General features: G+C 72.9%; 24 protein-coding genes. 9 read left to right on the top strand and 15 right to left on the bottom strand.

Annotated elements, in window-relative coordinates:
• Positions 1 to 23 precede the first annotated feature (23 nt).
• A complete protein-coding gene (serB, locus tag IE287_RS21525; RefSeq protein ID WP_189850757.1) occupies positions 24 to 1,271 on the top strand; it encodes a phosphoserine phosphatase SerB in 1,248 nt (415 codons plus the stop codon).
• 144 nt (positions 1,272 to 1,415) lie between these two features.
• Here serB and IE287_RS21520 read toward each other — a convergent pair whose 3' ends face one another.
• From IE287_RS21520 to IE287_RS21510, 4 genes are all read right to left on the bottom strand, one after another.
• Positions 1,416 to 1,934 carry a SixA phosphatase family protein gene (locus IE287_RS21520; RefSeq protein WP_189850756.1) on the bottom strand — a complete coding sequence of 173 codons (519 nt, stop codon included), beginning with the start codon at positions 1,932 to 1,934 and terminating at the stop codon, positions 1,416 to 1,418.
• A 35-nt stretch (positions 1,935 to 1,969) separates the two neighbouring features.
• Positions 1,970 to 2,173: a hypothetical protein gene (locus tag IE287_RS21515; protein WP_189850755.1), complete on the bottom strand. Its 204-nt coding sequence runs from the start codon at positions 2,171 to 2,173 to the stop codon at positions 1,970 to 1,972.
• 179 nt (positions 2,174 to 2,352) lie between these two features.
• A complete protein-coding gene (locus IE287_RS39125) occupies positions 2,353 to 2,469 on the bottom strand; it encodes an SGM_5486 family transporter-associated protein (protein ID WP_268254990.1) in 117 nt (38 codons plus the stop codon).
• Positions 2,470 to 2,486: 17 nt separating this feature from the next.
• Complete coding sequence (locus IE287_RS21510; RefSeq protein WP_189850754.1) at positions 2,487 to 3,791, bottom strand: CynX/NimT family MFS transporter; 1,305 nt, start codon at positions 3,789 to 3,791, stop codon at positions 2,487 to 2,489.
• A 163-nt stretch (positions 3,792 to 3,954) separates the two neighbouring features.
• Between IE287_RS21510 and IE287_RS21505 the strand changes: the two genes are divergently transcribed.
• Positions 3,955 to 4,650: a FadR/GntR family transcriptional regulator gene (locus tag IE287_RS21505; RefSeq protein WP_189850782.1), complete on the top strand. Its 696-nt coding sequence runs from the start codon at positions 3,955 to 3,957 to the stop codon at positions 4,648 to 4,650.
• Here the strand turns inward: IE287_RS21505 and IE287_RS21500 are convergent.
• The 3 genes from IE287_RS21500 to fabG all read right to left on the bottom strand — a co-directional run bounded on the left by IE287_RS21500 (position 4,647) and on the right by fabG (position 6,767).
• The gene (locus tag IE287_RS21500) at positions 4,647 to 5,084 is read right to left on the bottom strand and encodes a hypothetical protein (RefSeq protein ID WP_189850753.1); all 438 of its coding nucleotides are present in this window, start codon (positions 5,082 to 5,084) and stop codon (positions 4,647 to 4,649) included. The genes IE287_RS21505 and IE287_RS21500 overlap by 4 nt on opposite strands.
• Positions 5,085 to 5,256: 172 nt before the next feature.
• On the bottom strand, positions 5,257 to 6,042 hold the full coding sequence (fabI, locus tag IE287_RS21495) for an enoyl-ACP reductase FabI (protein WP_189850752.1): 786 nt from the start codon (positions 6,040 to 6,042) through the stop codon (positions 5,257 to 5,259).
• 5 nt (positions 6,043 to 6,047) lie between these two features.
• Positions 6,048 to 6,767 carry a 3-oxoacyl-[acyl-carrier-protein] reductase gene (fabG, locus tag IE287_RS21490; protein ID WP_189850751.1) on the bottom strand — a complete coding sequence of 240 codons (720 nt, stop codon included), beginning with the start codon at positions 6,765 to 6,767 and terminating at the stop codon, positions 6,048 to 6,050.
• Positions 6,768 to 6,973: 206 nt separating this feature from the next.
• On the opposite strand from fabG, the gene IE287_RS21485 reads away from it, so the two are divergent.
• The 3 genes from IE287_RS21485 to tyrS are packed head-to-tail and all read left to right on the top strand — an operon-like array spanning position 6,974 to position 11,201.
• Positions 6,974 to 8,485 (top strand): TldD/PmbA family protein, encoded by a 1,512-nt coding sequence (locus IE287_RS21485; RefSeq protein WP_373307875.1) that lies wholly within the window; start codon positions 6,974 to 6,976, stop codon positions 8,483 to 8,485.
• Positions 8,482 to 9,885, top strand: a complete 1,404-nt coding sequence (locus IE287_RS21480; RefSeq protein WP_189850749.1) for a metallopeptidase TldD-related protein — start codon at positions 8,482 to 8,484, stop codon at positions 9,883 to 9,885. Before IE287_RS21485 ends, IE287_RS21480 begins: the two co-directional genes overlap by 4 nt.
• Before the next feature lie 50 nt (positions 9,886 to 9,935).
• Entirely contained in the window at positions 9,936 to 11,201 is a 1,266-nt protein-coding gene (tyrS, locus tag IE287_RS21475; RefSeq protein ID WP_189850748.1) for a tyrosine--tRNA ligase, read from the top strand.
• 75 nt (positions 11,202 to 11,276) lie between these two features.
• Here tyrS and IE287_RS21470 read toward each other — a convergent pair whose 3' ends face one another.
• Positions 11,277 to 11,552: a GlsB/YeaQ/YmgE family stress response membrane protein gene (locus IE287_RS21470; RefSeq protein WP_189850747.1), complete on the bottom strand. Its 276-nt coding sequence runs from the start codon at positions 11,550 to 11,552 to the stop codon at positions 11,277 to 11,279.
• Between the two features lie 169 nt (positions 11,553 to 11,721).
• Between IE287_RS21470 and IE287_RS21465 the strand changes: the two genes are divergently transcribed.
• Complete coding sequence (locus tag IE287_RS21465) at positions 11,722 to 12,054, top strand: DUF3099 domain-containing protein (protein WP_189850746.1); 333 nt, start codon at positions 11,722 to 11,724, stop codon at positions 12,052 to 12,054.
• Positions 12,055 to 12,294: 240 nt separating this feature from the next.
• Positions 12,295 to 12,552 carry a hypothetical protein gene (locus IE287_RS21460; protein WP_189850781.1) on the top strand — a complete coding sequence of 86 codons (258 nt, stop codon included), beginning with the start codon at positions 12,295 to 12,297 and terminating at the stop codon, positions 12,550 to 12,552.
• Here IE287_RS21460 and moaA read toward each other — a convergent pair.
• From moaA to IE287_RS21445, 3 genes are all read right to left on the bottom strand, one after another.
• The gene (gene moaA / locus IE287_RS21455) at positions 12,535 to 13,524 is read right to left on the bottom strand and encodes a GTP 3',8-cyclase MoaA (RefSeq protein ID WP_229883627.1); all 990 of its coding nucleotides are present in this window, start codon (positions 13,522 to 13,524) and stop codon (positions 12,535 to 12,537) included. The genes IE287_RS21460 and moaA overlap by 18 nt on opposite strands.
• 196 nt (positions 13,525 to 13,720) lie before the next feature.
• Positions 13,721 to 15,370: a monocarboxylic acid transporter gene (locus tag IE287_RS21450; RefSeq protein WP_189850745.1), complete on the bottom strand. Its 1,650-nt coding sequence runs from the start codon at positions 15,368 to 15,370 to the stop codon at positions 13,721 to 13,723.
• Complete coding sequence (locus IE287_RS21445) at positions 15,367 to 15,741, bottom strand: DUF485 domain-containing protein (protein WP_189850744.1); 375 nt, start codon at positions 15,739 to 15,741, stop codon at positions 15,367 to 15,369. The genes IE287_RS21450 and IE287_RS21445 overlap by 4 nt, the downstream gene beginning before the upstream one ends.
• 273 nt (positions 15,742 to 16,014) lie before the next feature.
• Between IE287_RS21445 and IE287_RS21440 the strand changes: the two genes are divergently transcribed.
• Both IE287_RS21440 and IE287_RS21435 read left to right on the top strand, forming a co-directional pair.
• Complete coding sequence (locus IE287_RS21440) at positions 16,015 to 17,559, top strand: S8 family peptidase (RefSeq protein ID WP_189850743.1); 1,545 nt, start codon at positions 16,015 to 16,017, stop codon at positions 17,557 to 17,559.
• Between the two features lie 86 nt (positions 17,560 to 17,645).
• Complete coding sequence (locus IE287_RS21435; RefSeq protein ID WP_189850742.1) at positions 17,646 to 18,944, top strand: CoA transferase; 1,299 nt, start codon at positions 17,646 to 17,648, stop codon at positions 18,942 to 18,944.
• On the opposite strand, the gene IE287_RS21430 is transcribed toward IE287_RS21435, so the two are convergent.
• The 4 genes from IE287_RS21430 to IE287_RS21415 form a co-directional block, all read right to left on the bottom strand.
• Positions 18,934 to 19,977 (bottom strand): zinc-dependent alcohol dehydrogenase family protein, encoded by a 1,044-nt coding sequence (locus IE287_RS21430; RefSeq protein WP_189850741.1) that lies wholly within the window; start codon positions 19,975 to 19,977, stop codon positions 18,934 to 18,936. The genes IE287_RS21435 and IE287_RS21430 overlap by 11 nt on opposite strands.
• 15 nt (positions 19,978 to 19,992) lie before the next feature.
• A complete protein-coding gene (locus IE287_RS21425; RefSeq protein ID WP_189850779.1) occupies positions 19,993 to 20,604 on the bottom strand; it encodes a lysoplasmalogenase family protein in 612 nt (203 codons plus the stop codon).
• Between the two features lie 61 nt (positions 20,605 to 20,665).
• The gene (locus IE287_RS21420; protein WP_189850740.1) at positions 20,666 to 21,550 is read right to left on the bottom strand and encodes a sterol desaturase family protein; all 885 of its coding nucleotides are present in this window, start codon (positions 21,548 to 21,550) and stop codon (positions 20,666 to 20,668) included.
• A gap of 107 nt (positions 21,551 to 21,657) precedes the next feature.
• A complete protein-coding gene (locus IE287_RS21415) occupies positions 21,658 to 22,371 on the bottom strand; it encodes a VIT1/CCC1 transporter family protein (protein ID WP_189850739.1) in 714 nt (237 codons plus the stop codon).
• Between the last annotated feature and the right edge of the window lie 16 nt (positions 22,372 to 22,387).

Raw genomic sequence — 22,387 nt, 5'->3', positions numbered from 1 at the left:
TGCCCGATACGGTGGGGGGCACCATGAGCGCATCGCAGACACCGGACGTTCCCGCCGTTCCCGCCTCGGACGTTCCCACGCTTCTCGTCAAGATCTTCGGGAAGGACCGGCCCGGTATCACCGCCGGTCTCTTCGACACCCTGGCCGCCTTCTCCGTGGACGTCGTCGACATCGAGCAGGTCGTCTCGCGCGGCCGGCTGGTGCTGTGCGCGCTGGTCACCGAGCCGACGGTCGCCTCCCAGGGCGAGCTGCGCGCCACCGTGCACAGCTGGGCCGAGTCGCTGAAGCTCCAGGCGGAGATCATCTCGGGCACCGGCGACAACCGGCCGCGCGGCGAGGGGCGCTCGCACGTGACCGTGCTCGGGCACCCGCTGACGGCCGAGCAGACGGCGGCCATAGCGGCCAGGATCGCCGGCGCGGGCGGCAACATCGACCGCATCTTCCGGCTGGCGAAGTACCCGGTGACGGCGGTCGAGTTCGCGGTCTCGGGCTGCGCGACCGAGGTGCTGCGGACGGCGCTGGCCACCGAGGCGCACACGATCGGCGTGGACGTGGCCGTGGTCTCGGCGGGGCTGCACCGGAGGGCCCAGCGGCTGGTCGTCATGGACGTGGACTCGACGCTGATCCAGGACGAGGTCATCGAGCTCTTCGCGGCGCACGCGGGGTGCGAGGAGAAGGTCGCCGAGGTGACGGCGGCGGCGATGCGCGGCGAGCTGGACTTCGAGCAGTCGCTGCACGCGCGCGTGGCGCTCCTGGAGGGCCTGGACGCGTCGGTGGTGGACAAGGTGCGGTCCGAGGTGCGGCTCACGCCGGGCGCGCGGACCCTGATCCGGACGCTCAAGCGGCTCGGCTACCAGGTCGGCGTGGTGTCGGGCGGCTTCACGCAGGTCACCGACGACCTGAAGGAGCGGCTCGGGCTGGACTTCGCCCAGGCCAACACCCTGGAGATCGTCGACGGGAAGCTGACCGGCCGGGTGACCGGCGAGATCGTGGACCGGGCGGGCAAGGCGCGGCTGCTGCGCCGCTTCGCCGCGGAGGCCGGGGTGCCGCTGGCGCAGACGGTGGCGATCGGCGACGGCGCCAACGACCTGGACATGCTGAACGCGGCGGGACTCGGGGTGGCGTTCAACGCCAAGCCGGTGGTGCGCGAGGCGGCCCACACGGCGGTCAACGTGCCGTTCCTGGACACGGTGCTGTACCTGCTGGGGATCACCCGCGAGGAGGTCGAGGCGGCGGACGGCGGCGGCGACGCGGAGTCGCGGGAGCACTGAGTCCGCGCGCCCGTCGCCGTGAGGCGTGAGGCGTCCCGCCAGGTGTGAGGCGTCGTACGCGGAGGGGCCCGGCCGTCCCGGGACGGCCGGGCCCCTCCGCGTGTACGTCGCCCGTGCCGGCGCCCGTGGGCGGGGGTGCGGGGATCAGTCGTGCGGGGTCCAGAAGTCGACGAGGCGGGCGACGCCGTGCTCGACGGACTTCCAGGTGCCGGTGAAGGCGAGGACGGCGTAGGCGGCGGTCGGGAAGCCGCTGCGGTTCATCCGGGCGAGGGCGTCCCCCTCGGCCTCGCCGGCGAGGGCGTCGGCCAGCGCGTGCACGCCGGGGTTGTGGCCGACGACCAGGACGTCGGAGACGTCCTCCGGGACCTCGTTGAGAAGGGCGATGAGCTCGCCGAGGGACGCCTCGTAGATCCGCTCCTCGTAGACCGTCCTCGGGCGCTCGGGGAGCTCGTGGACGGCGAGCTTCCACGTCTCGCGGGTGCGCGCCGCGGTCGAGCAGAGGACCAGGTCGAAGGGGATGCCGGACCGGGCGAGCCGGCGGCCCGCCACGGGTGCGTCCTTGCGGCCGCGCTCGGCGAGCGGACGCTCGTGGTCGGTCTCCTGGCCCCAGTCTGCCTTCGCGTGCCGGAGCAGCACGATCCTGCGGGTTGATTCGACGCTCATGGTCCACAGCTTGGCACGGATCGGCCCGTCCTGACTCAGAGAGCGAGGGTTTGCCCGATCAGCCGGAGGACCCTGCCGATCCCCTCTCCCCCGCCCGCCGCAGCGGCCTCACCGGGCCCGGTGACGAGCAGGAGGAGGACGGTGAAGGCGGCCACCGGGAGGGCGAGGGCCCACCAGGGCAGCCGGGTGTCGACGCCGGCCGGGGTGGTCCGGTCGCCGGTGCGGGTGAGGGCCGCCATGGCCGCCTCCGTGGTGGAGTACCCCTGAGGGGAGGTGGGTGCCGCGGAACCGCGGCGTGTCCCCACCGTAGGGAGCGCGGGGGCGCCGGCCCATCCGGTGATCCACCCACGTGCCCCTGAGTCCTCCCCCTAGGGGATGCGGGGGCTGTCCCCACCCCCGGCCGCCGGGGCGGACGGGGTCAGGGGGAGGCGATCGAGGCGATGACGGCGATGACGACCGTGATGCCGAGCATCGCGCCGAGCACGAGGAGCAGCTTCTTCTGGCCGCCCTGGGGATTGGGTTCGAGAACGGGCATGGGCCCAGTCTCGCATCTCAGGATTCGTCCTCGACCGTCCGGTCCCGTCCGGCGAGCGAGCCCACGATCATCTGCGGCACCATCAGCCCGCCCATGAGGGCGATCGGGACGCCCCAGCCGCCGCTGTGCTGGTAGAGCACGCCGACGAGGAGGGGGCCGGGGATGGAGATGAGGTAGCCGACGCACTGGGCGAAGGCGGAGAGGCGCACGACGCCGGCGCCGGTGCGCGAGCGCATGCCGATCATGGTGAGGGCGAGCGGGAAGGAGCAGTTGGAGATGCCGAGGAGCACCGCCCAGACCCAGGCGCCGCCGGCCGGGGCGAGGAGGAGGCCGGTGTAGCCGACGAGGCCGCAGGTGCCGAGGGCGACGACGATCGGGCCCTGGTGGCGCATCCGGGTGGCGAGGCGCGGGATGACGAAGGCGAGCGGGACGCCCATGACCATGGTGACCGCGAGCAGGACGCCCGCGGTGGAGGCGGGGACGCCGGCGTCGCGGAAGATCTGCGGCATCCAGCCCATGGTGATGTACGCGCCGGTGGCCTGGAGGCCGAAGAAGCAGGCGAGGGCCCAGGCGGTGCGGCTGCGGTGCATCGGGCGCGGAGCGCGCTCGGCGGCGGGGGCCGGTGCGGTGGCGGCCGGGGCGCCCGGTTCCGTGCGGGGCGTGCCGGTGCGGTCCTTCACCAGCGGGAGCCAGGGCAGCACGGCGAGGGCCGCGACCGCGGCCCAGACGCCGAGGCCGAGGCGCCAGTCGCCGCCGAGGGCGTCGGTCAGGGGGACGGTGACGGCGGCGGCGAGCGAGGTGCCGAGCGCGAGGGCCATGGAGTACAGGCCGGTCATGCTGCCGATGCGGTCGGGGAAGTACCGCTTGACGATCACCGGCATGAGGACGTTGCTGACGGCGATGCCCATGAGGGCGAGGGCGCTGGCGGCGAGGAAGGCGGCGGTGCCGGTCGCCAGGGGGCGCAGCACCAGGCCGGCGAGGATGGCGGCCATGCCGGCGCAGACGACGGCGGCGGGGCCGAAGCGGCGGGCCAGGCGCGGGGCGGTGATGCCGAAGATCGCGAAGCAGAGCGGCGGCACGGAGGTGAGGACGCCGGCGACGGTCCCGCTCATGTGCAGGGACGCGGTGACCTCTTCGAGGAGGGCGCCGAGGCTGGTGATCGCGGGGCGCAGGTTGAGCGCGGCGAGGACGAGTCCGACGGAGACGAGGCCGAGGGTCCACCGGGCCGTGCGGCCGGTCTCCGGGGCGGGGGCCGGGTGCTCCGGGAGGGGGGCCGGCCGGGTGACGGCGGCGGGGTCGAGGGTCTTCGGCTCGTCTGGCATGGGACCATCATAGAATCATGGGATGATTGGTTGTCCAATCTCGAACCACCACCCCTCCCGCACCGCCTCGCTCTCGAACCACCACCCCTCCCGCACCACCCCTCGCACCACCCTCGAACCCCTCCCGAACGACCCCGACCCCACCGCGGAAGGCGAGTCCCCCATGACCCTCGGGCACCCCCGGCGCACCGGCCTGACCGACCAGGTGATCTCGGAGCTGCGGAACCAGATCACCTCCGGCGAATGGCCGGTCGGCTCGCGGATCCCGACCGAACCCGAACTGGTCGAGCAGCTGGGCGTGGCCCGCAACACCGTCCGCGAGGCGGTCCGGGCCCTCGCCCACAACGGCCTGCTCGACATCCGGCAGGGCTCCGGCACCTACGTGGCGGCGACGAGCGAGCTGGCCGGGGTGATGCACCGCCGGTTCGCGGACTCCGACCCGCGGCACGTGGCCGAGCTGCGCTCCACGCTGGAGTCGGCGGCCGCGCGGTTCGCGGCGCAGCGCCGGTCGGAGCGGGACCTCAAGCAGCTGGACGCGCTGCTGCTCCGGCGCGAGGAGGCATGGGAGTCGGGGGACGCGGAGCGGTTCGTGACGGTGGACGCGGCCTTCCACCACGCGGTGGTCTCGGCCTCCGGCAACGACGTGCTGACGGAGCTCTACGCCGACCTGGGCGACCTCCTGCGCGAATGGCTGCGCGACGACGTGGGGCAGGTCCTGCGCCCGGAGAACCACATGGACCACGCGCGCCTGGTGGACGCGATCCGCGCCGGAGACGCCGAGCGGGCGGCGGAGGAGGCGGCCGGCTACCCGTTCATGTGCCTGGGCGGGAAGGAGCCGGGGCCGGAGGAGTCCGCCTAGGCGGCGGGGGGCGCGGAAGGGCGGGGGGCGTCGGAGGCCGGGGGTGCGGGAGGGGGGTCCGGGACGCGTTCGTGGGTGACCCAGGCGGAGCGGACCCGCTTCCAGCAGCGGGCGGTGACCGTCGCGTGGTCGGCGGGGGCGACGTCCACGGGCGCGCTGTCGGTGTCCAGGTCCCACCAGGGGTCGCACTCGACGTGCAGCCGTATCCGGTCGGTCCGCGGGTAGGGGTTGCGGCAGTGGGCGGTGACCCGGGAGCCCTCGACGACCGCGTGGCAGGAGGCACCGAACCCGTCCGGCCCGTCGCCGTCCGGGACGGCCACGACGGGTTCCTCGGAGGGGGTGGGGGCCGCGTGGACCTCCGCGGCGACGGCGGTCCCGAGAAGCAGGGCGGCGACCGAGGCATAGGCGGCGAAGCCGCGGTGCAGCGCGCGCATGCCCGTACCTCCTCCCCGTGAGTAGCCGGAACGACACGCTCCGACCAGTCTGCGGTGATCCGCCGGACTTTTCGACTCGGGGCGGTACGGACCCGGAAACGGCCGGGGCCGGGCGCGCGGTCCCCGGAAGGACGCGCACCCGGCCCCGGCCGTCGCGGTGGAGGCGGTGCGGTCAGGCGCCGATCGCGTGCAGGCCGCCGTCGACGTGGACGATCTCGCCGGTCGTCTTCGGGAACCAGTCGGAGAGCAGCGCGACGATGGCGCGGCCGGCCGGCTCCGGGTCGGAGAGGTCCCACTCCAGCGGGGAACGGCTGTCCCAGACGCTCGCCAGGTCGGAGAAGCCCGGGATGGACTTGGCGGCCATGGAGCCGAGCGGACCGGCCGAGACCAGGTTGCAGCGGATGTTCTGCTTGCCCAGGTCGCGGGCCATGTAGCGGCTGGTGGCCTCCAGGGCGGCCTTGGCCGGGCCCATCCAGTCGTACTGCGGCCAGGCGAACTTCGCGTCGAAGGTGAGGCCGACGACCGAGCCGCCCTCGCTCAGCAGCGGGAGGACCGCCATCGTCAGGGACTTCAGGGAGAAGGCCGAGATGTGCATGGCGGTGGAGACCGACTCGAACGGCGTGTTCAGGAAGTTGCCGCCGAGCGCGTCCTGCGGGGCGAAGCCGATGGAGTGCACGACGCCGTCGATGCGGTCGCCCAGGTGCTCGCGCACCTGGCCCTCCAGGCGGGCGAGGTGCTCGTCGTTGGAGACGTCGAGCTCCAGGACCTTGACGTCCTCGGGACGGGGGAGCTTCTTGGCGATGCGCTCGGTGAGCGTCGGCCGGGGCCAGGCGGTGAGGATGATCTCCGCACCCTGCTCCTGGGCCAGCTTCGCGGCGTGGAAGGCGATGGAGGACTCCATCAGCACACCGGTGATGAGGATCTTCTTGCCCTCGAGGATTCCGGACGTGTTCGTCATCGTGCTCAGTGACCCATTCCCAGTCCGCCGTCAACCGGGATGACGGCTCCAGTGATGTACGAGGCGTCGTCGGAGGCGAGGAACCTCACGGCCGCGGCGATCTCCGCGGGCTGCGCGTAGCGGCCGAGCGGGACCTGGGACACGATGCCCGCGCGCTGCTCGTCGGTGAGCACGGCGGTCATGTCGGTGTCGACGAAGCCGGGCGCGACGACGTTGAAGGTGATGTTCCGCGAGCCGAGCTCACGGGCGAGCGAGCGGGCGAAGCCGACCAGGCCGGCCTTGGAGGCGGCGTAGTTGGCCTGGCCCGCGGAGCCCAGCAGACCGACGACCGAGGAAATCAGGACGACGCGGCCCTTCTTCGCGCGGAGCATGCCACGGTTGGCGCGCTTCACGACCCGGAAGGTGCCGGTGAGGTTGGTGTCGAGGACGGACGTGAAGTCGTCCTCCGACATGCGCATGAGGAGCTGGTCCTTGGTCACGCCGGCGTTGGCCACGAGGACCTCGACCGGGCCGTGCTTCTCCTCGATCTCCTTGTACGCCTGCTCCACCTGCTCGCCGTCGGTGATGTCGCACCGGACCGCGAGGCAGCCGAGCTCGGCCAGCTCGGCCGGGGGCTCGCCCGAGCGGTGGGTGTAGGCGACCTTGTCGCCCGCCTCGGCGAACGCGCGGGCGATGGCGAGGCCGATGCCCCGGTTTCCTCCGGTGACGAGAACCGAGCGGCTCAACGGATCACCCTTTCGATCAGCGGTCTGGTACATCGAAACCTATCGGCCCGTTCCGCGATCCGCGGAATCGGGCCCTGACAGTGGCGTCAGCATGCCACTGTCGGGTCCCTACAGAATTGCCTGGGCATCACGGCCCAAAGCGCGACATGATCGGGACGACCGGTGTCACACGACAGGAGACAGCTGTGCCAACTGGGGCCCATTCCATCGATCCGGCCTTCACGGCCCTTCCGCTGAGGGCGCTCGCCGACGCGGCGCTCGCGCGGGCGCGGGCGCTCGGCGCCGAGCACGCCGACTTCCGCCTCGAAAGGGTGCGCAGCGCCTCGTGGCGGCTGCGGGACGCCAAGCCGGCGGGTTCGTCGGACACCACCGACCTCGGGTACGCGGTGCGGGTGGTGCACGGCGGGGCCTGGGGCTTCGCCTCCGGGGTCGATCTGACCATGGACGGGGCGGCCCGGGTCGCCTCGCAGGCCGTGGCCATGGCCCAGCTGTCGGCGCGGGTGATCGCGGCGGCCGGCTCGGACGAGCGCGTGGAGCTGGCGGCGGAGCCGGTCCACGCCGACCGGACGTGGATCTCCTCGTACGAGATCGACCCGTTCTCGGTGCCGGCCGAGGAGAAGAGCGCGCTGCTCGCCGACTGGTCGGCGCGGCTGCTGCGGGCCGACGGGGTGGCGCACGTGGACGCCTCCCTGCTCACCGTCTTCGAGAACAAGTTCTACGCGGACACGGCGGGCACCGTCACCACCCAGCAGCGGGTGCGGCTCCACCCGCAGCTCACCGCGACCGCGGTCGACGGCACCACCGGCGAGTTCGACTCGATGCGGACGATCGCGCCGCCGGTCGGCCGGGGCTGGGAGTACCTGACCGGGACCGGCTGGGACTGGGACGGGGAGCTGGAGGAGATCCCGGAGCTGCTCGCCGAGAAGATGCGGGCGCCGAGCGTCGAGGCCGGGCGCTACGACCTGGTCGTCGACCCGTCGAACCTGTGGCTGACGATCCACGAGTCCATCGGGCACGCCACCGAGCTGGACCGGGCGCTCGGCTACGAGGCGGCGTACGCGGGCACCTCCTTCGCCACCTTCGACCGGCTGGGCAAGCTGGCGTACGGCTCCTCCGTGATGAACGTGACGGGCGACCGCACGGCCGAGCACGGGCTGGCGACGATCGGGTACGACGACGAGGGCGTCGAGGGACAGTCCTGGGACCTGGTGAAGGACGGCACGCTCGTCGGCTACCAGCTGGACCGGCGGATCGCGAAGCTCACCGGCCTGGGCCGGTCCAACGGCTGCGCCTTCGCGGACTCCCCCGCGCACGTGCCGGTGCAGCGGATGGCGAACGTCTCGCTCCGGCCCGACCCGGGCGGCCTGTCCACCGAGGACCTGATCGGCGGCGTGGAGCGGGGCATCTACGTGGTCGGCGACCGGTCCTGGTCGATCGACATGCAGCGGTACAACTTCCAGTTCACCGGACAGCGCTTCTTCCGCATCGAGAACGGCCGGCTGGCCGGGCAGCTGCGGGACGTGGCGTACCAGGCCACCACCACCGACTTCTGGGGCTCGATGGAGCAGGTCGGCGGCCCGCAGACGTACGTCCTCGGCGGCGCCTTCAACTGCGGCAAGGCCCAGCCGGGCCAGGTGGCCGCCGTCTCGCACGGCTGCCCCTCCGCCCTCTTCCGGGGCGTCAACATTCTCAACACGACGCAGGAGGCCGGTCGATGAGCCGCGTCAGCAAGCCGTACGAGATCGTCGAGCGGGCGCTGGAGCTGTCCCGCGCGGACGGGTGCGTCGTCATCGCGGACGAGGAGTCCTCGGCCAACCTGCGCTGGGCGGGCAACGCGCTCACCACGAACGGCGTGACCCGGGGCCGCACCCTCACCGTGATCGCCACGGTGGACGGCGCCGAGGGCACCGCCTCCGGCGTGGTGTCCCGCTCCGCGGTGACCGCGGAGGACCTGGAGCCGCTGGTCCGGGCCGCCGAGGCGGCGGCCCGGGCGGCCGGGCCCGCCGAGGACGCGCAGCCGCTGGTGGAGGGCGTGCCCTCCTCCCCCGACTTCGCCGACGCGCCCGTCGAGACCTCCTCCGCCGTCTTCGCCGACTTCGCCCCGGCGCTCGGCGAGGCGTTCGCACGCGCGCGCGCCGGCGGCCGGGAGCTGTACGGCTTCGCGAACCACGAGCTGACCTCCACCTACCTGGGCACCTCGACCGGGCTGCGGCTGCGGCACGACCAGCCCAACGGCACCCTGGAGCTCAACGCCAAGTCCGTCGCGACCGCCGAGGGCCGGCCGCGCTCCGCCTGGGCCGGGCGCTCCACCCGGGACTTCAAGGACGTCGACCCGGCGGCGCTCGACGCCGAGCTGGCCGTCCGGCTCGGCTGGGCCGAGCGGCGGATCGAGCTGCCGGCGGGCCGGTACGAGACGCTGCTGCCGCCGTCCGCCGTGGCCGACCTGCTGATCTACCAGCTGTGGTCCTCGGCGGCCCGGGACGCGGTGGAGGGCCGGACGGTCTTCTCCCGCCCCGGCGGCGGCACCCGGCTCGGCGAGACCCTCTCCCCGCTGCCGCTGACCCTGCGCAGCGACCCGAACGAGCCGGGCCTGGAGTCCGAGCCCTTCGTGATCGCGCACGCCTCCGGCGACGAGGCCTCGGTCTTCGACAACGGCCTGCCGGTCGCCCCGGTGGAGTGGATGCGGGCCGGCGTCCTCGACCGCCTCCTCACCACCCGGCACACGGCGGGCCTCACCGGTCTGCCGGTGGCGCCGGGGGCCGGGAACCTGATCCTGGACGGCGGGGGCGACCGCTCGCTGGAGGAGATGGTGGCCGCCACCGGGCGCGGGCTCCTGCTCACCTGCCTCTGGTACATCCGCGAGGTCGATCCGGCGACGCTGCTGCTCACCGGTCTGACCCGGGACGGCGTCTACCTCGTCGAGAACGGCGAGGTGGTCGGCGAGGTCAACAACTTCCGGTTCAACGAGTCCCCGGTGGACCTGCTCTCGCGCGCCAGCGAGGCGGGCCGGACGGAGCGGACCCTGCCGCGCGAGTGGAGCGACTGGTTCACCCGGGCCGCGATGCCCGCGCTGCGGGTGCCCGACTTCAACATGAGCTCGGTCAGCAAGGGCGTCTGACCCGCCTAGACTGGGCTGTCACCCGTAACTATCCAAGGAGACTGACGACCGTGACGGACATCGTCGACGAGCTGAAGTGGCGTGGGCTCTTCGCCCAGTCCACCGACGAGGACGCCCTGCGCAAGGCTCTCGCGGACGGTCCCGTCACGTTCTATTGCGGTTTCGACCCGACCGCGGCCAGTCTCCACGTCGGCCACCTGGTCCAGGTGCTCACCGTCCGCCGGCTCCAGCAGGCCGGGCACCGGCCGCTGGCGCTCGTCGGCGGGGCCACCGGCCAGATCGGCGACCCGCGCCCGACCGCCGAGCGCACCCTGAACGACCCCGAGACGGTCGCGAACTGGGTGAACCGGCTGCGTTCGCAGATCGAGCCCTTCCTCTCCTTCGAGGGGGAGAACGCGGCGGTCATGGTGAACAACCTGGACTGGACCGCCGGCCTGTCGGCGATCGAGTTCCTGCGGGACATCGGCAAGCACTTCCGGGTCAACAAGATGCTGACCAAGGACTCCGTGGCCCGCCGCCTGGAGTCCGAGCAGGGCATCAGCTACACCGAGTTCAGCTACCAGCTGCTCCAGGGCATGGACTTCCTGGAGCTGTACCGGCGGTACGGCTGCACCCTCCAGCAGGGCGGGTCCGACCAGTGGGGCAACCTGGTGGCCGGCCTCGACCTGATCCACCGCCTGGAGCCGGGCGCCGAGGCGCACGCGCTGGCGACGCCGCTGATGGTCAAGGCGGACGGCACCAAGTTCGGCAAGACCGAGGGCGGGGCCGTCTGGCTCGACCCGGAGATGACCACGCCGTACGCGTTCTACCAGTTCTGGCTGAACGTGGACGACCGGGACATCTCCGCCTACATGCGGATCCTCTCCTTCAAGTCCCGCGAGGAGCTGGAGGAGCTGGAGGCGCAGACCGCGGAGCGGCCGCAGGCGCGGGCCGCCCAGCGGGCGCTGGCCGAGGAGCTCACCACGCTGGTGCACGGCGCCGGGCAGTGCGCGGCCGTCATCGACGCCTCCAAGGCGCTCTTCGGACAGGGCGACCTGGCCGAGCTGGACGAGCCGACGCTCGCCGCCGCGCTCTCCGAGCTGCCGCACGCGCGCGTGACCGAGCTGGGCCAGGTCGTGGACCTGTTCGCCGAGGTCGGCCTGGTGGCGAGCAAGTCGGCGGCGCGGCGCACGGTGAAGGAGGGCGGCGCCTACGTGAACAACGCGAAGGTGACCGCGGAGGACGCCGTCGTCGAGGCGGGCGAGCTGCTGCACGGCCGGTGGCTGGTGCTGCGCCGCGGCAAGAAGAACCTCGCGGCGATCGAGTACGCCGGCTGAGCGCCGTCACGGCGGGACGCGCCGGAGGCCCGGCACGGCGGTCGCCGTACCGGGCCTCCGGGCTGCGCGGGCCCGTCAGGCGCGCCGCCTGTTGCCCTTGAGCGAGGCCCAGACCATGTCGCCGACGCCGACCACGAGCACGGCGCCGAGGAGCTGGAGCAGGTGACGGGTCCAGTCGATGCCCTTGGTGTCGTTGACGCCGATCCACGTGGCGACCGCGTTGCCCAGGACGCTGCCCAGAATGCCGAAGACCGTCGTCAGCCACAGCGGGATCTGCTGCTTCCCCGGCAGGATCGCCTTCGCGATCAGGCCCAGGACGAAACCGACGATGATCGCCCACAACCAACTCATAGTCGCCTCCTCGTACGCATGTGGCCCCAGTCTCGACCCGTCGGCCATACGGCGCATGTCGGACGCCTCCGTACGTGCCCCGGTCTCGTCGGCCCGGGGCGGTGGGCGTACGGTGGTCCGAGGTCCGGACCGGGGAGGCTCCGGCACGAGCGGCGGGTGGTGGAACGCGATGCGGAAGCGAGGGGAGCCCGAGGTCTTCCGGATCACCGGGGCCCGGCAGGGGCTCGCGGACGACGTCCGGGGCAGGCAGCGGCGGTACGTCATCTCCATGTCGGTCCGGACGCTCTCGGTGATCGCGGCCGCGGTGCTGTGGAACGTGGAACGGCACGTGGCGATCGTGGCGCTGGCGCTCGGCGTGCTGCTGCCGTACATCGCGGTGGTGATCGCGAACGCCGGCCGCGAGTCGGCCCCTTCGCTCCCGTCTGCCTACCTGCCGGCACCGGTGCGGCCGGCGCTCGGCGCGGCCGAGGACGGGGCGGAGTCCGGAGCGGAACGGCCGTAGGGTCCCGCCCGGCCCGGACCGGTGTCCGCCGGTCACGGAACGTGTCGGCGAAACCGCCGGGAACCTCAAGAAAAGCTCAGATCAATCATGAAGTTCCGGTGCACCGTACCCGGGGTGCCGTGACATACTGCGTACGCGCTCCGCATCCCCCGTCGGAGCGACGGACCGATGCCGGGCAGCTCCCCCCGTGGCTGCTCGGCATCGCCCTTGCTGGACAATGGTCCGGTGATCAATGGTCCCGTGGGTGACGAGAAGCCGATCTGCTCCGCGAAGGGCTGCCGGGCCGACGCCGTCTGGGTGCTCGCCTGGAACAACCCCAAGGTGCACACTCCGGAGCGGCGCAAGACCTGGCTCGCCTGCGAGGAGCACCGCGAGCACCTCGCGCAGTTCCTCGGCGTGCGGGGCTTCCTGAAGGACGTCGTGCCGTTCGCCGAGTGGACCGGATCCGAGGACCCGTCCGGCCCCGCGGGACCGGACGGCTCAGCCGCCGATCGCTGACATCGGGCGGTCGGGCTGGAGGAAGCTCGGGTCGTCCAGACCGGAACCGGCCTTCTTCCCCCACATCGCCTTCTTCCACAGCTCCGCGACGTCCGCGTCCGGCGCGTCCGAGCGGAGCGCGGCCCGCAGGTCGGTCTCCTCGGTGGCGAAGAGGCAGGTGCGGACCTGGCCGTCGGCGGTGAGCCGGGTGCGGTCGCAGGCCCGGCAGAACGGGCGGGTGACGGAGGCGATGACGCCGACCGTGTGCGGACCGCCGTCGACGACCCAGCGCTCGGCCGGGGCGGAGCCGCGCTCCTGGGCCCCCTCGGGAGTAAGGGTGAAGCGGGTGCGCAGCGACTCCAGGATGTCCCCGGCGGTGATCATGCCGTCGCGCTTCCAGCCGTGCTGGGCGTCGAGGGGCATCTGCTCGATGAAGCGGAGCTCGTACCCCTGCTGGACGGCCCAGGCGAGGAGGTCGGGCGCCTCGTCGTCGTTGAGCCCGGGCATGAGGACCGCGTTGACCTTCACCGGGGTGAGGCCGGCCTCGCGGGCGGCGGCCATGCCGTCGAGGACGTCGTGGTGGCGGTCGCGGCGGGTGAGGGTCTTGAAGACCTCGGGGCGCAGGGTGTCCAGGGAGACGTTGACCCGGTCGAGGCCGGCGGCCTTGAGGGCGGCGGCGGTGCGCTTGAGGCCGATGCCGTTGGTCGTCAGGGACATGCGGGGGCGGGGCTCCAGGGCGGCGCAGCGCTCGACGATGCCGACGAGGCCGGGGCGGAGCAGCGGCTCGCCGCCGGTGAAGCGGACCTCGGTGACGCCGAGGTCGGTGACGGCGATCCGGATCAGCCGGACGATCTCGTCGTCGGTGAGCAGGTCCGGCTTGGCCAGCCACTGCAGGCCTTCCTCGGGCATGCAGTAGGTGCAGCGCAGATTGCACCGGTCGGTGAGGGAAACGCGCAGGTCGGTGGCGACTCGGCCGTACGTGTCGAGGAGCACGGGTCCCTCTCCCCTTCTCCGGTTCCCCGGGATTTTGCGGACCCGTCCCCGGGTCCCTCTTCTCGTCCGAGCCTACGTGACGGTCCGGACGGCGGGCACGGTCCGATTGTCACGAGGACGGGGCCGGCCGCGTCGTAGAACTCTACGACGCGGCCGGGGTTTCGCTGCGGACCGTATACGGCCGGGTGCGGAGGGGTCAGTGCTCGACCGCCGCGGCGGTGCCGACGCCGGTGAGGGACTTGACCTCCAGCTCGGCGTACTTGCCCTTGTCCGGCTCCTCCTTCGACAGGAGCGAGCCGAGCCAGCCGAGGAGGAAGCCGAGCGGGATGGAGACGAGGCCCGGGTTCTCCAGCGGGAACCAGTGGAAGTCGACGCCCTTGAACATCGAGTTCGGGCCGCCGGAGACGACCGGCGAGAAGAGGACGAGGACGACGGAGGAGACCAGGCCGCCGTAGATCGACCAGAGCGCGCCCTGGGTGGTGAACCTCTTCCAGAAGAGCGAGTAGAGGATCGTCGGCAGGTTGGCGGAGGCGGCGACCGCGAAGGCGAGGGCGACCAGGCCGGCGACGTTGAGGTCGCGGGCGAGGGCGCCGAGCCCGATGGAGACGACGCCGATGAAGACGGTGGACCAGCGGGCGGCCCGCATCTCCTGCTTCTCGGTGGCCTGGCCGCGCTTGATCACGTTGGCGTAGATGTCGTGCGCGAAGGACGAGGAGGAGGCGAGGGTGAGGCCGGCGACGACCGCGAGGATGGTGGCGAAGGCGACGGCGGAGATGACGGCGAGGAGGATCGCGCCCGCGGTGGAGTCGGCGCCGCCGCCGACCTCCAGGGCGGTGAGCGGCGCCGCCGTGTTGCCGGCCTTGTTGGAGGAGGTGATGGTCTCGGGGCTCAGCAGGGCCGCGGCGCCGAAGCCGAGGACGATCGTCATCAGGTAGAAGGCGCCGATGATGCCGATGGCCCAGTTGACCGACTTGCGGGCGGCCTTGGCGGTCGGGACCGTGTAGAAGCGGATGAGGATGTGCGGCAGGCCGGCGGTGCCGAGGACGAGGGCGATGCCGAGCGAGAGGAAGTCGAGCTTCGAGATCTCGGTGACGCCGTACTTGAGGCCGGGCTCCAGGAAGGCGTCGCCCTTGCCGCTGTTGGTGGCGGCGGCGCCGAGCAGGTCGGAGAGGTTGAAGTCGAACTTCAGCAGGATGAGGAAGGTGATGAGGAGGGTGCCCGCGATCAGGAGCACCGCCTTCACCATCTGCACCCAGGTGGTGCCCTTCATGCCGCCGATGGTCACGTAGACGATCATCAGGACGCCGACCAGGGCGACGATCGCGACCTTGCCGCCGTCGCTGGTGATGCCGAGGAGCAGCGAGACGAGGACGCCGGCTCCGGCCATCTGGGCGAGCAGGTAGAAGATCGAGACGACGATGGTGGAGGTGCCGGCCGCGGTGCGGACGGGGCGCTGGCGCATCCGGTAGGCGAGGACGTCGCCCATGGTGAAGCGGCCGGAGTTGCGCAGCGGTTCGGCGACCAGGAGCAGGGCGACGAGCCAGGCGACGAGGAAGCCGATGGAGTAGAGGAAGCCGTCGTAGCCGTAGAGGGCGATGGCGCCGCTGATGCCGAGGAAGGACGCGGCGGACATGTAGTCGCCGGAGATCGCGAGACCGTTCTGGAAGCCGGTGAACTGGCCGCCGCCGGCGTAGAAGTCGGCGGCGCTGCGGGTCTGCCGGCCGGCCCAGACGGTGATGGCCAGGGTGGCGATGACGAAGGCGCCGAAGAGGGCGATGATCAGTGGCCGGTGCTCGGTGGTGGCGTTGTCGGCGGCGAGCAGCAGGGAGGCGGCGGGGGTGCTCATGCGTCGCCCTCCATACGGGCCTTGATGGCCTCGCCCTTGGGGTCGAGGCGGAGGGCGGCGTGGCGGGAGTAGAGCCAGGCGATGAGGAAGGTGGTGGCGAACTGGCCGAGGCCCAGGACGAGCGCCACGTTGATGTTGCCGAAGAGGCGGGTGCCCATGAAGCCGCCCGCGTAGTTGGAGAGCAGGACGTAGAGCAGGTACCAGGTGATGAAGGCGACCGTGAGGGGGAAGGCGAAGGAGCGGTAGGTGCGGCGCAGCTCGCCGAACTCCTCGCTCTCCTGGACCTCGACGAACTGCTCCGTGGTGGGCCGGGCGGGACCGGGGGCGGTCTCGGTGCCCTTTCTCGGCGGCGGCGGTGCTTCGGTAGCCACGGACTCTCCTCGTGACGCGGGGACGGACGGCATGGTCAAGGGGGCCTCACCCGGGGTGTGGGACGGGGGCGCCTGCTGGAGCCCCTCCCCTGCTCAACGGCACGGAGCCCGATGCGAAGTGGTTCAGCGCGGTGGTTTTCTTCGTGCGAATCTTCATCAAGTCTTCTCAACTCATTGAAGGGTGGGGAAGATCAGCGATAGCTTCACTCGTCATGCACCTGCCCGCGCGCAACCCCGCGCGCGCGCAGTACATACGGATGATGTGGAGAACCCATGGCTCATCTGGGATCGAGGCGCGGCCGAGTACTCGCTCTGCCTGCTGGTCTCGCGCTCACCGCTTCGCTCGGCTTCCTTCCCTCCGGCGCCGCCTCCGCCGCGGAACTGAGCGATGCTCCGGCGGCCGCCACCGTCGCGGCGACGGGCGAGAAGCTCTCGTACGTCGTCAACGTCGAGGGGGGCCGCTGGACGGCCGCCTCGGTGAAGAAGGCGATAGCCGCCGCCGGCGGCGAGGTCGTCATCGCGTACGACCAGATAGGCGTCATCGTCGTCCACTCGCAGAACCCCGCGTTCGCGCAGACGATCCGCAAGGCCCGCGGCGTGGTGTCGGCCGGTGCGACCCGTACCGCCCCGCTCTCGGCGCAGAACGACAACTCCGTCGGCGAGGCCACGCAGGCGCTGTCGGCCACCGAGGCCGCGGCCGCCGCGGCCCGCGCCACCGACGAGCAGGACGCGCTGGAGCCCCTGCAGTGGGACCTGCCGGCCATCAAGGCCGACAAGGCCCACAAGAAGACCCTCGGCAGCAGCCGCGTGACGGTCGGCGTCATCGACACCGGTGTCGACGACACCCACCCGGACCTGGCGCCGAACTTCGACGCCAAGGCGTCCGCCAACTGCGTCTCCGGCAAGCCGGACACCACCCCCGGTTCGTGGCGCCCCAACCCGGGCGAGTCGGACCACGGCACCCACGTGGCGGGCACCATCGCCGCCGCGAAGAACGGCATCGGCATCACCGGTGTCGCCCCGGGCGTCAAGGTCTCCGGCATCAAGGTGTCCACCCCGGACGGCTTCTTCTACACCGAGGCCGTCGTCTGCGGCTTCGTGTGGGCGGCCGAGCACGGCGTCGACATCACGAACAACAGCTACTACACCGACCCGTGGATGTTCGCCTGCAAGACGGACGAGGACCAGAAGGCCCTCATCGAGGCGGTCACCCGGGCGACCCGGTACGCGGAGAAGAAGGGCACGGTCAACGTGGCCGCGGCCGGCAACTCCAAGTTCGACCTCGCCGCCGACGAGATCCTGGACAACTCCAGCCCGAACGACACCACGCCGGGCGACCGGGTCATCGACCCGAGCGTCTGCCTGGACTACCCGGCGCAGCTGCCGGGCGTCGTGACGGTCTCCGCGACCGGCGCGAAGGACCTGAAGGCGTCCTACTCGAACTACGGTCTCGGTGTCATCGACATCGCCGCCCCCGGCGGTGACCGCACCGAGTACCAGACCCCGGACGCCCCGGCGGTCAACGGCCGCATCCTGTCGACCACGGTCAACGGCGGCTACAACTACAAGGCCGGTACGTCGATGGCGTCGCCGCACGCCGCCGGTGTGCTCGCGCTGCTGAAGTCGACGCACCCCTACGCGAGCCCGGCCGCGCTGAAGGCGCTGCTGTACGCGCAGGCCGACGAGCGCAGCTGCACCAACCCGTACGACATCGAGGGCGACGGCAAGATCGACGCCGTCTGCGAGGGCGGCACGCAGAAGAACGGCTTCTACGGAGCCGGTCTGGTGGACGCCCTGGACGCCGTCCGCAAGTGGTGACGCCCTAGCGTCACGGGCCCCGGTGCGGTCGACCGCACCGGGGCCCTTCGCGTCTCCGGAGTGGCACCGGGTGCCATAGTGCGGGCATGGACAGCACGGTTCGGAGTGGTACGGAAGCACTGTGGGCGGTCCTGGGCGGCGATCCCGCCCTGGTGGACCGGGTGGAGTACGGCGGACCGGCGGGACTGCTGCCCGCCCGGCTGCCGGTGATGGACCTCGCGCGGGCGACGGTCGCGGCCTGCGGGCTCGCGGCCGCGGAGCACGCGGGCGCGGCGGGGCCGGTGCGGGTGGACGACGGGGCCGTGGCCACCGCCTTCGTGAGCGAGCGCCACCTGCGGGTGGACGGACGGGCACCGGTGAGCTTCGCGCCGCTGTCGCGGTTCTGGCGGGCGGCCGACGGCTGGGTCCGCACCCACGCCAACTACCCGCACCACAAGGCCGCGCTGCTCGCGGCGCTCGGCGCGGCCGACTCGGTGGAGGCGGTCGCGGAGGCGATCGGCGGGCGCACGGCGGCCGGGGTCGAGGCGGCGGTGTACGCCTCCGGGGGGCTCGCCGTGGCGCTGCGCACCCCGGAGGCGTGGGCCGCCCACCCGCAGGGCCGGGAGGTGGCGGCGCGGCCGGTGCTGAGCCGGGAGCGGCTCGACGAGGCCCCGCCCCGCGGGCGTACGGGTCCGCCGCGGGTGCTCGACCTGACCCGGGTGATCGCGGGTCCGGTGGCGACCCGGACGCTGGCGCTGCTCGGCGCGGACGTGCTGCGGATCGATCCGCCGGCCTCCCCGGAGCTGCCGGACCAGCACGCGGACACGGACGTCGGGAAGCGGACGGCGGCCCTGGACCTGGACCGGCCGTCGGACCGGCGGACCTTCGAGGAGCTCCTGGACGGGGCGGACGTCCTGGTGACGGGGTACCGGCCGGGAGCCCTGGAGCGGTACGGCCTGGAGCGGCCGGGGCTGGTGACGGCCCGGCTGTCGGCCTGGGGCGACTACGGGCCGTGGGGCGGGCGGCGGGGCTTCGACAGCCTGGTGCAGGTGGCGACCGGGATCGCGGTCACGGAGGGGTCGGCCGGGGAGCCGGGGGCGCTGCCGGCGCAGGCGCTGGACCACGGGACGGGGTACCTGCTGGCGGCGGCGGTGCTGCGGTCGCTGACCGAGCAGGAGCGGGACGGCGGCAGCCGCCTGGTGCGGCTCGCGCTGGCGCAGACGGGGCACTGGCTGGCGCACGGGCTGCCCCGGTACGACCCCGGGCGGTACGTCACGGAGTCGGAGGGCCCGCTGGGGCGGCTGCGGCACGCGGTGTCGCCGGTGGCCTACGAGGGCGGCCCGGCGGGCTGGTCGCGCCCGCCGGGGCTGCCGGGCGGGGACGCCCCCGCCTGGGTCACGGCTTGACGAGGACCTTGAGGGCGGTGCGCTCGTCCATGGCCCGGTAGCCGGCGGGGACGCCGTCGAGGTCCACGGTCAGGTCGAAGACCGGGGACGGGTCGATGGTCCCGTCGAGGACGTCGGCGAGCAGCTCGGGGAGGTAGGCCCGGACGGGGGCGACGCCGCCGCGCAGGGCGATGTTCCGGTCGAACATGACGGAGAGGTCGAGGCCGGTGCCGGAGCCGTGCGGGACGCCGACGTAGCCGACGGAGCCGCCGTCGCGGGTGATGTTCACGGCGGTGCGCATGGACTGCTCGGTGCCGACGGCCTCGATGACGCCGTGGGCGCCCTGGCCGCGGGTGAGCTCGCGGACGGCGGCCTCGGCGGCCTCGCCGCGCTCGGCGACGACGTCGGTGGCGCCGAAGAGGCGGGCGATGTCGGTGCGGGCGGTGTGGCGGCCGAGGGCGATGATCCGCTCGGCGCCCAGCCGCTTGGCGGCGAGGACGCCGCACAGGCCGACGGCGCCGTCGCCGACGACGGCGACGGTGGAGCCGGGGCGGACGCCGGCGCCGAGGGCGGCGTGGTGGCCGGTGCCCATGACGTCGGAGAGGGCGAGCAGGGCGGTGAGCAGCCGGTCGTCGGAGGCGGCGTCGGCGGGGAGCTTGACGAGGGTGCCGTCGCCGAAGGGGACGCGGACGGCCTCGCCCTGGCCGCCGTCGGAACCGACGGAGCCCCAGAACCCGCCGCGGGGGCAGGAGGTCTGGAGGCCCTCGGCGCAGTGGTCGCAGGTGCCGTCGGACCAGACGAAGGGGGCGACGACGAGGTCGCCCGCGGTGAAGCCGCGGACCTCGGAGCCGGTCTCCTCGACCACGCCGAGGAACTCGTGGCCGATGCGCTGGCCGGGCTGCCGGGCGGACTCGCCGCGGTAGGCCCACAGGTCGCTGCCGCAGATGCAGGCGCGCAGGACCCGGACGACGACGTCCGTGGGCTCCTGGACGACCGGGTCGGGCACCTCCTCCACGCGCATGTCGAAGGGGGCGTGGATGGTGGTGGCGCGCATGGTTCCTCGTCCTGGTCAGCTCGTTGTACGACGTGCACCGTACATCGTCCGCAGGGCCCCCGCGGTCAGCAGGTACTGGGCGGCGATGTAGGTCAGCATGACCCAGAAGTCGGGGGCCGGCAGCTGGGGCCACTCGGCGATGCCGGTGGCGATGAGGGTGTCGGAGAGCAGGAACAGGGCGCCGCCGGCGCCGGCGAGGGCGCCGAGGGAGCTGGACCGGTACGCCATCGCGGTGAGCAGCAGGGAGTAGCCGGCGACGGGGATCCGCAGGTCGGCGGGGAGTCCGGGCCAGAGCGCGAGCACGGTGCCCGCGAGGGCCAGGGCGTAGACCGCGCCGAGGGCGGGCGAGGTGCGGCGCCTCGCGAAGAGCGTGAGGTAGCAGACGTGGCCGAGGGCGAAGGAGCCCATGCCCGCGAGGAAGGCCCAGTCGGCGTCGAGGAGCAGGAGGACGTCGCCGCCCCAGCCGAGGAGGAGCGCGGCGAGGAGGAGCCGGGGCGCGCCCTGGGCGGCCGCGTACGCGGCGAGCAGCGGCATCAGGAGGGGCTTGGCGACCAGGTGGCCGGTGTCGGCGCCGGCGAGGAGGGAGCCGAGGTCGACGGCCGCGGCGAGGAGGAAGGCGCCGAGCAGGACCCGGGAGAGGGCGAGGGGGGCGGTGCGGGCGGGGGCGGGAGGGTGGTGCCGGGGGTGTTCACGCGGTGGGCTCCGGGGCGGTGGTCCGGTCGTGGGACGGGGTGGGGGTGCGGTCCGCCGGCTGCCAGCCGGGGCCGCGCAGGACGCGTCCGGCGCGCTCCCGCCAGTCGCGGGCGGCGCGGACGTCGCGGGCGATGGCGGCGTACTCGTGGGTGGCGACGCGGAGCGGGTTGTAGGTCTCGATGTTCTTGGTGAGGCCGTAGACGGGCCGCTCGGTCTCGCCGGTCCAGGAGCCGAAGAGCCGGTCCCAGAGGATGAGGATCCCGCCGAAGTTGCGGTCCAGGTAGCCGCCCTGGGAGGCGTGGTGGACGCGGTGGTGGGAGGGGGTGTTGAGGACGTACTCGAAGGGCCGGGGCAGCCGGTCGACGCGCTCGGTGTGGATCCAGAACTGGTAGACGAGGCTGACCGAGGAGCAGAAGGCGACGGCGGCGGGGTGGACGCCGAGCGCGATCATCGGCAGGTAGAACGGCCAGGAGGTGAAGCCGGTCCAGGGCTGGCGCAGGGCGGTGGAGAGGTTGAACCTGCGGCTGCTGTGGTGCACGACGTGGCCGGCCCACAGGAGCCGGATGACGTGGTGGCCCCGGTGCGACCAGTAGTAGAGGAAGTCCTGGGCGAGCAGCATCAGCGGGATCGTCCACCACAGGACGGGGACGCGCAGCGGAGTGAGCTCGTGGACGGCGGCGTAGACCGCGACGACCGGGATCTTCCACACGAGGTCGGCGAAGAGGCTCCCGAGTCCCATGCCGATGCTGGTGGCGGCGTCCTTGGCCTCGTACCCGGCGGCGTCCTCGTCGGGGTGGAGCCGGTAGCTCGCCATCTCCACGACGGTGAGCAGGACGAACGCCGGTATGGACCAGAGCACGACATCGGGCAGGTTCGGCATGCGTCGACGGTAGGGCCCGTCCCCGCGGGCGGCTAGACGCCGTTACCGACAAGTATGCGAGACGACGTGTCAGCAGGCTTTGGCGGCTTCCGACAAGCGGGTCCCGGTCAGACCCCGGCGACGTCCAGGAGGGAGCCTGCCGCGTAGGTCACGGCCATGGCGAGGGCGCCTCCGGCGACGGTGCGGAGGGTGGCGCGCGGGGCGGGGGCGGCGGCCAGGCGGGCGGCCCACCAGCCGGTGAGGGCGAGGGCGGCGAGGACCGAGACGACGGTGATCCACAGGCGGAGGGAGGCGGGCGGCAGGACGATCGCGAGCAGCGGGAGCAGGGCGCCGGCCGTGAAGGCGAGGAAGCTGGCCCAGGCCGCGTGCCAGGGATCGGTGAGGTCGTCGGGGTCGATGCCCAGCTCCACGCGCGCGTGGGCCCTGAGCGCGTCGCGTTCGGTGAGCTGCACGGCGGCCTCGCGGGCCACGCCGGCGCTGAGGCCGCGGGCGGTAAGGAGGGCGGTGAGCTCGTCGAGCTCGGCCTCGGGGCTCTCGTGGAGCTCCTTCCGCTCGCCGGCGAGGGCCGCGGTCTCGGAGTCGCGCTGGACGGAGACCGAGACGTACTCCCCCACCGCCATGGAGAGCGAGCCGGCCAGGAGGCCGGAGAGCCCCGCGGTGAGGAGGGCCGCCCGGGACCCGGTGGCGCCGGCGACGCCCACGACGAGGCCGGCGGTGGAGACGATGCCGTCGTTGGCTCCGAGCACGGCGGCCCGGAGCCAGTTGAGACGGGAACCGAGGGCGCCGCCGTGGGCCTCGTCGTGTGCGGGGGCTGCGGTCACCCCTGGAGGGTCGCAC

Origin of the sequence: Streptomyces omiyaensis (assembly GCF_014650895.1) — a bacterium.
Taxonomy (GTDB): domain Bacteria; phylum Actinomycetota; class Actinomycetes; order Streptomycetales; family Streptomycetaceae; genus Streptomyces; species Streptomyces omiyaensis.
This window is presented reverse-complemented; position numbering and strand designations above follow the sequence as displayed.

What these genes read in the sequence shown, in the direction of transcription:
- serB (WP_189850757.1), top strand. Translation starts at nt 24, where the DNA reads ATGAGCGCATCGCAGACACCGGACGTTCCCGCCGTTCCCGCCTCGGAC.
- IE287_RS21520 (WP_189850756.1), bottom strand. Translation starts at nt 1,934, where the DNA reads ATGAGCGTCGAATCAACCCGCAGGATCGTGCTGCTCCGGCACGCGAAG.
- IE287_RS21515 (WP_189850755.1), bottom strand. Translation starts at nt 2,173, where the DNA reads ATGGCGGCCCTCACCCGCACCGGCGACCGGACCACCCCGGCCGGCGTC.
- IE287_RS39125 (WP_268254990.1), bottom strand. Translation starts at nt 2,469, where the DNA reads ATGCCCGTTCTCGAACCCAATCCCCAGGGCGGCCAGAAGAAGCTGCTC.
- IE287_RS21510 (WP_189850754.1), bottom strand. Translation starts at nt 3,791, where the DNA reads ATGCCAGACGAGCCGAAGACCCTCGACCCCGCCGCCGTCACCCGGCCG.
- IE287_RS21505 (WP_189850782.1), top strand. Translation starts at nt 3,955, where the DNA reads ATGACCCTCGGGCACCCCCGGCGCACCGGCCTGACCGACCAGGTGATC.
- IE287_RS21500 (WP_189850753.1), bottom strand. Translation starts at nt 5,084, where the DNA reads ATGCGCGCGCTGCACCGCGGCTTCGCCGCCTATGCCTCGGTCGCCGCC.
- fabI (WP_189850752.1), bottom strand. Translation starts at nt 6,042, where the DNA reads ATGACGAACACGTCCGGAATCCTCGAGGGCAAGAAGATCCTCATCACC.
- IE287_RS21480 (WP_189850749.1), top strand. Translation starts at nt 8,482, where the DNA reads ATGAGCCGCGTCAGCAAGCCGTACGAGATCGTCGAGCGGGCGCTGGAG.
- IE287_RS21470 (WP_189850747.1), bottom strand. Translation starts at nt 11,552, where the DNA reads ATGAGTTGGTTGTGGGCGATCATCGTCGGTTTCGTCCTGGGCCTGATC.
- IE287_RS21465 (WP_189850746.1), top strand. Translation starts at nt 11,722, where the DNA reads ATGCGGAAGCGAGGGGAGCCCGAGGTCTTCCGGATCACCGGGGCCCGG.
- IE287_RS21450 (WP_189850745.1), bottom strand. Translation starts at nt 15,370, where the DNA reads ATGAGCACCCCCGCCGCCTCCCTGCTGCTCGCCGCCGACAACGCCACC.
- IE287_RS21440 (WP_189850743.1), top strand. Translation starts at nt 16,015, where the DNA reads ATGGCTCATCTGGGATCGAGGCGCGGCCGAGTACTCGCTCTGCCTGCT.
- IE287_RS21435 (WP_189850742.1), top strand. Translation starts at nt 17,646, where the DNA reads ATGGACAGCACGGTTCGGAGTGGTACGGAAGCACTGTGGGCGGTCCTG.
- IE287_RS21430 (WP_189850741.1), bottom strand. Translation starts at nt 19,977, where the DNA reads ATGCGCGCCACCACCATCCACGCCCCCTTCGACATGCGCGTGGAGGAG.
- IE287_RS21420 (WP_189850740.1), bottom strand. Translation starts at nt 21,550, where the DNA reads ATGCCGAACCTGCCCGATGTCGTGCTCTGGTCCATACCGGCGTTCGTC.